Raw genomic sequence first — 6,898 nt, 5'->3', positions numbered from 1 at the left:
TTTTCTGTCATGCGGCTTGTGGGGGTGTAGCCGGCGCGTCCTGCATCTGCAGGCAGGCAGTCGTGCCACCGGAAATGCCGTGTCTGCACGCTCGGGGCACGGTCATCAGCCTCTTTTCCTGCGCGGCGGCTTGAGTGTGCGGCGCGGCTGCTTCAGCATGCGCCGCGTTTTGGCCGCAGCGGCCGGACAGCTGAAGGAGAAGCCTGTGACCCTCCGTCTTCACGACCTCTGCGGCACCGATCCGGAGATTCGCTTCAGTCCCTATTGCTGGCGGGTGAAACTCGCCCTGCGCCACAAGGATCTCGACTATGAATCCGTTCCGACGCCGTTCACGGCGGTGCCGGCGGCGCCGGCGGCGGGTTTGCGACCGTTCCGGTGCTGGAAGACGGGGAAACGAAGATCGGCGACAGCTTCGCCATTGCCGAGCATCTGGAGGCGACCTGGCCGGATCGGCCCGCGCTGTTTGCGCCGGGGGAGAGTGGTCGCGCGGTGGCGCGCCTCGTCGAGGGCTATGCGAACCTGACGGTGGGAGCGGCCCTGATGCCCTTCATCGTCAAGGACATCCACGACCTGCTGGCGCCGGCCGACCAGACCTATTTCCGCACGACCCGCGAGAAGCGGCTCGGGCGAACGCTGGAGGAGGTGCAGGCGGGGCGCGAGAACCGGACGGACGAGATTCGCAAGGCGCTGGCGCCGATGCGCCACATGCTGCGCAGCGCGCCCTTCATCGGCGGCGCGTCGCCGCTCTACGTCGATTACATTGTCGCCGGCCATCTGATCTGGGCAACGACCGTGACCGCGTTTCCGATTCTGGACGGGGAGGCGGAGGTGACGGCGTGGCTGGCACGGGTGCGGGCGGCCTGAGCCGGAATCCGGGGAAATTGCGGAAGATCTTCAACGCCGACGAGGGTGCCCGGTGCCTGCCGCGTCATTGCGCCGCAGCGCGGGACGGCGATAATACAAAGGCCGTCGCCGGTTTGGGTCGACGACGGCCTCCGCCTGGCGAAACGCTCCGAGATGCCGGTCAGGGAGAGCTTCGTCGGACCAGCGCACGGCATGCACCGTGACGTTCCGGACTGCCGCCGGTCTTGCCGGCGGCAGTTTTCGTTCAGGAACTGGCCTGATGACCTGGATTGATCACTCGGCCGCTTCCTGCGGCGTCGCGGCGTCCACCGGAATGGCGTTCGGCTCGTAGCCGTGCGCTTCGGCAAGCGCCAGGCGCACGCCGGCACCGTAGGCCGGATCGGCCCGGTCGAAATGCACCAGCTGGCGCTCGATGATCTCGCTCGGCACGCCGGCCATGGCGGCGGCGATGTTGGAGCACAGACGCGCGCGCTGGCCGACGTCGAACAGGCGGAACAGGTCGCCCGGCTGACGGTAGTCGTCATTGCCGTCGCGGTGGTTGTAGCGGTCGGCATCGCCGGAGATCTTCAGCGGGGGCTCCGCGAAGCTCGGGTCCTGGGTGGCGCCGCCGAACGAGTTGGGCTCGTAATAGGCGTTCACGTTCCCCGTCATCTGCGGGAAGAAGCGCATCGGACCATCCTTGTGATAGTGATGGACCGGGCACTTGGCCGCGTTCACCGGCAGGTGCTCGTAGTGGGTGCCGAGCCGGTAGCGATGGGCGTCGGCGTAGGAGAAGATGCGCGCCTGCAGCATCTTGTCCGGCGAGAAGCCGATGCCCGGGATGATGTTCGACGGCGAGAAGGCGGCCTGCTCGATCTCGGCGAAATAGTTGTCCGGGTTGCGGTTCAGCTCGAACACGCCGATGTCGATCGGCGGATAGTCGGCATGCGGCCACACCTTCGTCAGGTCGAAGGGGTTGTACCAGTGCTTGCCGGCGTCCTCCTCGGGCATCACCTGGACCTGCATCTTCCACTTCGGGAAGTCGCCGCCCTCGATGGCGTTGTAGAGGTCTTCCTGGGTCGTCTCGCGGTTCTTGCCGACGACCTGCTCACCCTCGGCGTTGGTCCAGTGCTTGTGGCCCTGCAGGGTCTTGAAGTGGAACTTCACCCAGAAGCGCTCGCCGGCGGCGTTGATGAACGAGAAGGTGTGCGAGCCGTAGCCGTTGACGTTGCGCACGCCCACCGGCAGGCCGCGGTCCGACATCAGGATCGTCACCTGATGCAGGCTCTCGGGCGACAGGGACCAGAAATCCCACATGGCGGTCGGGGAGCGCATGTTGGTGCGCGGATGGCGCTTCTGGGTGTGGATGAAGTCCGGGAACTTGTAGGGATCGCGGATGAAGAACACCGGGGTGTTGTTGCCGACGAGATCCCAGTTGCCTTCCTCGGTGTAGAACTTCAGCGCGAAGCCGCGCACGTCGCGCTCGGCGTCGGCCGCGCCGAGCTCACCGGCCACGGTGGAGAAGCGCGCCAGCATCGGCGTCTGGGCGCCCGGCTGCAGGCACTTGGCCTTGGTATACTGCGAGATGTCGCCGGTGATGGTCAGGGTGCCATACGCGCCCCAGCCCTTGGCGTGAACGGTGCGCTCGGGAATGCGCTCGCGGTTCTGGTGCGCCAGCTTTTCCAGCAGCTGGTAGTCCTGCATCAGCAGCGGACCCCGCTCGCCGGCGCTCAGCGAATTCTGGTTGTCGGCGATCGGCGCCCCCGCCGTCGTCGTCATCGTCGGTTTGTCGGTCATGGAGATCTATCCCTGCGGCGTGTGTCGTGCCGGTTGGCGTTCGCCGGCGCGGCATCGGGCACAACTGCCCGGACCGCCCGGCTTCGGGAGGTCCGCGTCGCCCGTCGGACAGACACTCCCTCGCTCAACCCTGGAAGCATTCTGAACGGGCTTCCACATAAGATCCAATTGTAAGTTCTGCGGCATGTGATAGGAAAAGGTTATGAAGATCACCCTCCGCCAGCTTCGCTATCTCGATGCGCTTGCACTGGAAGGGCATTTCGGCCGCGCCGCCGAACGGGCGTCCGTGAGCCAGCCGGCATTGTCCGTGCAGATCCGAGATCTGGAGGCCGCGCTCGGCGTCGCGCTTGTCGAGCGGACGTCGAACGGCGCCCGGCTGACGGCCATGGGCGAGGGGGTTGTCGCACGGGCGCGGCGGATTCTCGCCGAGATCGGCGATCTGGAATCCTATGCGAGCCGCGAGATCGGCGAACTGGCCGGGCCGTTGCGAATCGGCGTCATCCCGTCGATCGCGCCCTATCTCCTGCCAAGCTGCTGCCCCGCCTGACCGCCGCCTTCCCGCGCGTGCAGCTTGCCGTCCGGGAGACGGTCACGGCCACGCTCGTCGACGAACTCGCCGCCGGCGACCTCGACATCGTCGTGGCCAGCCTGCCGCTCGGACATGCCGCCTTCCAGGAGGTGGCGGTGTTCGAGGATGCCTTCCTCCTGGCGGTGCCGCGCCAGGGGCCCTACGCCGATCTGGCGGTGTCCTCGGCGGCCGACATCCTGCCCGAAGCGCTGCTGCTGCTGGAGGACGGGCACTGCCTGCGCGACCAGACGCTCACCGTCTGCGGCGGCATCGAGCCCCGCCGGCTGCGCTCGAGCGGCGTCACCAGCCTCACGACCATCCTTCAGCTGGTGGCGGCCGGGCAGGGCATCACCCTGCTGCCGGAGATCTTTCTGGAAACGTTTCCGATCGACGAGACCCGGATCCGCGTCACCCGGTTCTCGGCGCCCGAGCCCAGCCGGCAGGTGGGAATCGCCTGGCGGCGCAGCAATCCGCGCGCGACCGAATTCGGGCGGCTCGTCACCTCCGTTTCGGACTGCACCACGCGCCCCGATCAGGCCAGCGTCTGACCGTTGCATGACGACCGGGGCGGGCGGAGCAGGTCAGCTCCGCCGCTTGTAGCAGGGCCAGCGCCAGGCGCGCCGCTTGCCGACATCGATATGGATCGCCTGGGTGTGGCAGTAGAGGCCGATGCCGCCGCGATCCGGCATGGCGAACAGGAAGCGGGCGAGGGTGTCGCGCGTCACGCCGGGCATGTAGAGATCGACCGCGCTGCAATACATGTGCTGCGAGTTGCGCGCGCCGCGGACACGGCGGTTGTGCGGCGGCGAGCGATAGCCGGACGTGATCACGGCGCGCTTGCCGAACTGGCGCTCGGCGCGGCGGATCATCGACACCAGCCCGGGCTTGAGACAGCCGACCTGGATGGAGCTGTTGGCCAGCAGCAGGCCGTTGGCGGCAATCACCGCGCTGCGCGGGATGCCGGGCACGCGTCCGGCGAAGGGATGCGTCGGCCCGTTCCTGAAGAAGCTGCCCGGGTCGTCGTCGCCCGGCGTGCGCGAGACGAGGATGATGCCCTCCGGCCAGGTGACGCCGGGCAGGCTGTCCATCTTCTCCACCCGGTGCGGCTTCTGGAAGGCCATGGCCTCCGGCTCGTCCTCCTCGGGCGGGGCGGCGACCGCATCGTCGGTGATCGGCTGGTCTTCCTTTGCAGCAACCACCTTGGCGGTTTCCGTGACGCCCTTGGCGGCCACCTCGGGGGCGATGGCCAGCACCGGTGTTGCGGCCGGATCCGTCGGGGCCGGTTCGGCCGGGGGCTGATCCGCAGACGCCGGCGCCGCGGCCTGAGCCGCGGGCGCGGCACCCGGCGCCCCGGGCTGGGAGGGCGCTGCCGCCGCATCGCCGTTCGCGGGTGCCGCTGCCGTCCCCTCGGTCGGGGCGGCATCACCCTTCGAGGCGTCCGCGACGGTCGTCGTTGTCTCGCCGGGCTTTGCCTCGGTCGTCGCCTCCGCCGTGCCCTCGGGCGCCGTCTTGTCGGTCGCCTGAGCGGTCTCGCCGTCCGCCGCAGCTGTCTCACCGGCCGCGCCCGATGCCGGCGCCGTCGTCGCGGTCACGAAGTCACTGGAATCGTAGAAGCTCGAGCAGGCGCCGAGCGCCATCATCAATCCAAGAACGAGGACAGTGCGGGAAGACATGCGCGCGTCTGGGCTCCAGGCGGTTTCCTCGGCCGACGGTGTTTCCGATCGGGAAACCCGCAGCCCTGCTTCTCTTCTGCCGTCCCGCCGTGGCGGGAGGGTGGAGTCCGCAGCCATGTCGCGAACTGGCAACCGGCCGCCGTGTCAGCGCTCGCGGGCGGTGCGCAGGCAATGCGAAGGCGGAGGGTTGTCTTCGAGGGTTAACCTCGGTCCCGCCTCACGTCAAAGTCCGATGTTCGGAGAAACAACACGGCAGCGGCGCGATGGCAAGCGGGAAAATCCCGACCCATCTCCTGTAACGCCATTGCGGCAACCGTCAGGCGCAGCGCCTACACTGTGAAAATTCGTATTGCCAGCCGTTCGACTGGCCAAGAGCGCGCGGCGGACCGTCTGTCCGGACCGGCCGGCTGGACCGGCCCGCCGCGCGGAAGGCGGCTTACCAGCGGCCGGTGTTCTGCATGCTCGTCCACGGCTCGGCCGGGGCCAGGGCGGCGCCCTTCTGCAGCAGCTCGATCGAGATGTTGTCGGGCGAACGGACGAAGGCCATCCGGCCGTCGCGCGGCGGCCGGTTGATCGTCACCCCGCTGTCCATCAGGCGGGCGCAGGTCGCGTAGATGTCGTCGACCTCGTAGGCGAGATGGCCGAAATTCCGGCCTTCGCCATAGTCTTCCGGATCCCAGTTGTGGGTGAGTTCGATGGTCGGGGCCGCGCTCTTCAGCGCCGCTTCCCGGTCGCCGGCGGCGGCAAGGAAGATCAGCGTGTAGCGCCCGCCCGGATTGTCGCTGCGCCGGACCTCGACCATGCCGAGCTTGTTGCAGAAGAAGTCGAGCGACGCCTCGACGTCGGTCACCCGGACCATGGTGTGCAGGTAGCGCATGTGTCGTCCTCACCTTCGGTTTCGCCCCGCCGCGCGTGTGCGCGGTGTCGCGGGAGACATAGTCCGATCGCTGGCAATGACAAGAAAGGTCTCGACCCGAGCGGGCGGTGCACCATATGGGCAACAGCAAGCTGGCCGTAGCGAAGCGCAGTTTTCCGGGGAATCACGGGCTCCGCCCTTGCGGGACCACGGGCATTCGATGCTAAGATTCCGGACTGAGAATCAAGAAGGTCGTGTCGATGCCGCGCGGGGCTCGACAGAAGTTGTTTTTCGTAACCGGAGGGGCCGTCGTCATGGCTAAGGTTCATTCGGACCTCAGTTCCAGTTCGGAACTCGGTGACGACGTCGGGGCCGACGTCATCGAGGTTGCCGGTACGATCAAGTGGTTCGACGTTGCGAAGGGCTTCGGCTTCATCGTTCCGGACGACGAGCTGCCCGACATCCTCCTGCATGTCACCTGCCTGCGCCGCGACGGTTTCCAGACCGCCTACGAGGGCGCAAGGGTCGTGTGCGAGGTGCTCGACCGGCCCAAGGGCTTGCAGGCGCTGCGCATCCTGTCGATGGACGAATCGACCGCGGTCCACCCCTCGCAGATGGCGCCTTCGCGCACCCACGTACAGGTAACGCCGACCAGCGGGCTGGAGCGGGTGGCCGTGAAGTGGTTCAACCGGGTGCGCGGCTTCGGCTTCGTCAGCAAGGGCGAGGGCCATCCGGACATCTTCATCCACATGGAAACCCTGCGGCGCTATGGCATGGCGGAACTGCGCCCCGGCCAGGAAGTGCTGATCCGCTTTGGCGACGGCCCCAAGGGCCTGATGGCTTCGGAAGTGCGCCCCCTCAACGCCGGCGGGGCACCCGCTTCCCACTGAAACGGGGCCGGATCCGGATCGAATCCGGGGATGTCCTCTGGCCCGGCCTGATCCCGCGCCGGACATGAGCCGGCGCTCTCCCGGCCTTCCATACCCGATGGTTTCTCCCGTGATGACTTCTCATTGCCGCAAGGACGATCGGCCGCTCCCGGAGCCGGCCGCAGCCGGTAGCGCGCCGGCGGGCGCCGCGCGTGGCCGTCGTCTGGTTCGGCTCGCCGCGATAACGACCCTTGCGCTTCTGGCCGGCCTCGGCGCCCGGCAGGCGATGGGC

At 67.8% G+C, this 6,898-nt stretch carries 7 protein-coding genes and 1 pseudogene; 5 read left to right on the top strand and 3 right to left on the bottom strand.

Annotation, left to right across the window (positions count from 1 at the left end; all coding sequences use genetic code 11):
• Positions 1-157: 157 nt before the first annotated feature.
• Both A6302_RS26315 and A6302_RS21625 read left to right on the top strand, forming a co-directional pair.
• Positions 158-292, top strand: a pseudogene (locus tag A6302_RS26315) (hypothetical protein); the annotation flags it as partial.
• An 83-nt stretch (positions 293-375) separates the two neighbouring features.
• Positions 376-864: a glutathione S-transferase C-terminal domain-containing protein gene (locus tag A6302_RS21625; RefSeq protein ID WP_245294145.1), complete on the top strand. Its 489-nt coding sequence runs from the start codon at positions 376-378 to the stop codon at positions 862-864.
• Between the two features lie 273 nt (positions 865-1,137).
• On the opposite strand, the gene A6302_RS18680 is transcribed toward A6302_RS21625, so the two are convergent.
• A complete protein-coding gene (locus A6302_RS18680; RefSeq protein WP_069308299.1) occupies positions 1,138-2,640 on the bottom strand; it encodes a catalase in 1,503 nt (500 codons plus the stop codon).
• A gap of 202 nt (positions 2,641-2,842) precedes the next feature.
• Here A6302_RS18680 and A6302_RS23195 point away from each other — a divergent pair, with 202 nt between their 5' ends.
• Together A6302_RS23195 and A6302_RS23190 are read left to right on the top strand one after the other, a co-directional pair.
• Entirely contained in the window at positions 2,843-3,187 is a 345-nt protein-coding gene (locus tag A6302_RS23195) for a LysR family transcriptional regulator (protein WP_169833629.1), read from the top strand.
• Between the two features lie 17 nt (positions 3,188-3,204).
• The gene (locus tag A6302_RS23190) at positions 3,205-3,756 is read left to right on the top strand and encodes a hydrogen peroxide-inducible genes activator (protein WP_169833628.1); all 552 of its coding nucleotides are present in this window, start codon (positions 3,205-3,207) and stop codon (positions 3,754-3,756) included.
• 33 nt (positions 3,757-3,789) lie between these two features.
• Here the strand turns inward: A6302_RS23190 and A6302_RS18670 are convergent, their stop codons facing one another.
• The gene (locus tag A6302_RS18670; protein ID WP_141703932.1) at positions 3,790-4,881 is read right to left on the bottom strand and encodes a YcbK family protein; all 1,092 of its coding nucleotides are present in this window, start codon (positions 4,879-4,881) and stop codon (positions 3,790-3,792) included.
• A 436-nt stretch (positions 4,882-5,317) separates the two neighbouring features.
• On the bottom strand, positions 5,318-5,758 hold the full coding sequence (locus A6302_RS18665) for a VOC family protein (protein ID WP_069308297.1): 441 nt from the start codon (positions 5,756-5,758) through the stop codon (positions 5,318-5,320).
• 293 nt (positions 5,759-6,051) lie between these two features.
• Between A6302_RS18665 and A6302_RS18660 the strand changes: the two genes are divergently transcribed.
• Positions 6,052-6,627 carry a cold-shock protein gene (locus A6302_RS18660; RefSeq protein ID WP_069308296.1) on the top strand — a complete coding sequence of 192 codons (576 nt, stop codon included), beginning with the start codon at positions 6,052-6,054 and terminating at the stop codon, positions 6,625-6,627.
• The last annotated feature ends 271 nt before the right edge of the window (positions 6,628-6,898 follow it).

Source organism: Methylobrevis pamukkalensis (assembly GCF_001720135.1).
GTDB classification, from domain to species: domain Bacteria; phylum Pseudomonadota; class Alphaproteobacteria; order Rhizobiales; family Pleomorphomonadaceae; genus Methylobrevis; species Methylobrevis pamukkalensis.
This window is presented reverse-complemented; position numbering and strand designations above follow the sequence as displayed.

What these genes read in the sequence shown, in the direction of transcription:
- A6302_RS18680 (WP_069308299.1), bottom strand. Translation starts at nt 2,640, where the DNA reads ATGACCGACAAACCGACGATGACGACGACGGCGGGGGCGCCGATCGCC.
- A6302_RS23195 (WP_169833629.1), top strand. Translation starts at nt 2,843, where the DNA reads ATGAAGATCACCCTCCGCCAGCTTCGCTATCTCGATGCGCTTGCACTG.
- A6302_RS18670 (WP_141703932.1), bottom strand. Translation starts at nt 4,881, where the DNA reads ATGTCTTCCCGCACTGTCCTCGTTCTTGGATTGATGATGGCGCTCGGC.
- A6302_RS18665 (WP_069308297.1), bottom strand. Translation starts at nt 5,758, where the DNA reads ATGCGCTACCTGCACACCATGGTCCGGGTGACCGACGTCGAGGCGTCG.
- A6302_RS18660 (WP_069308296.1), top strand. Translation starts at nt 6,052, where the DNA reads ATGGCTAAGGTTCATTCGGACCTCAGTTCCAGTTCGGAACTCGGTGAC.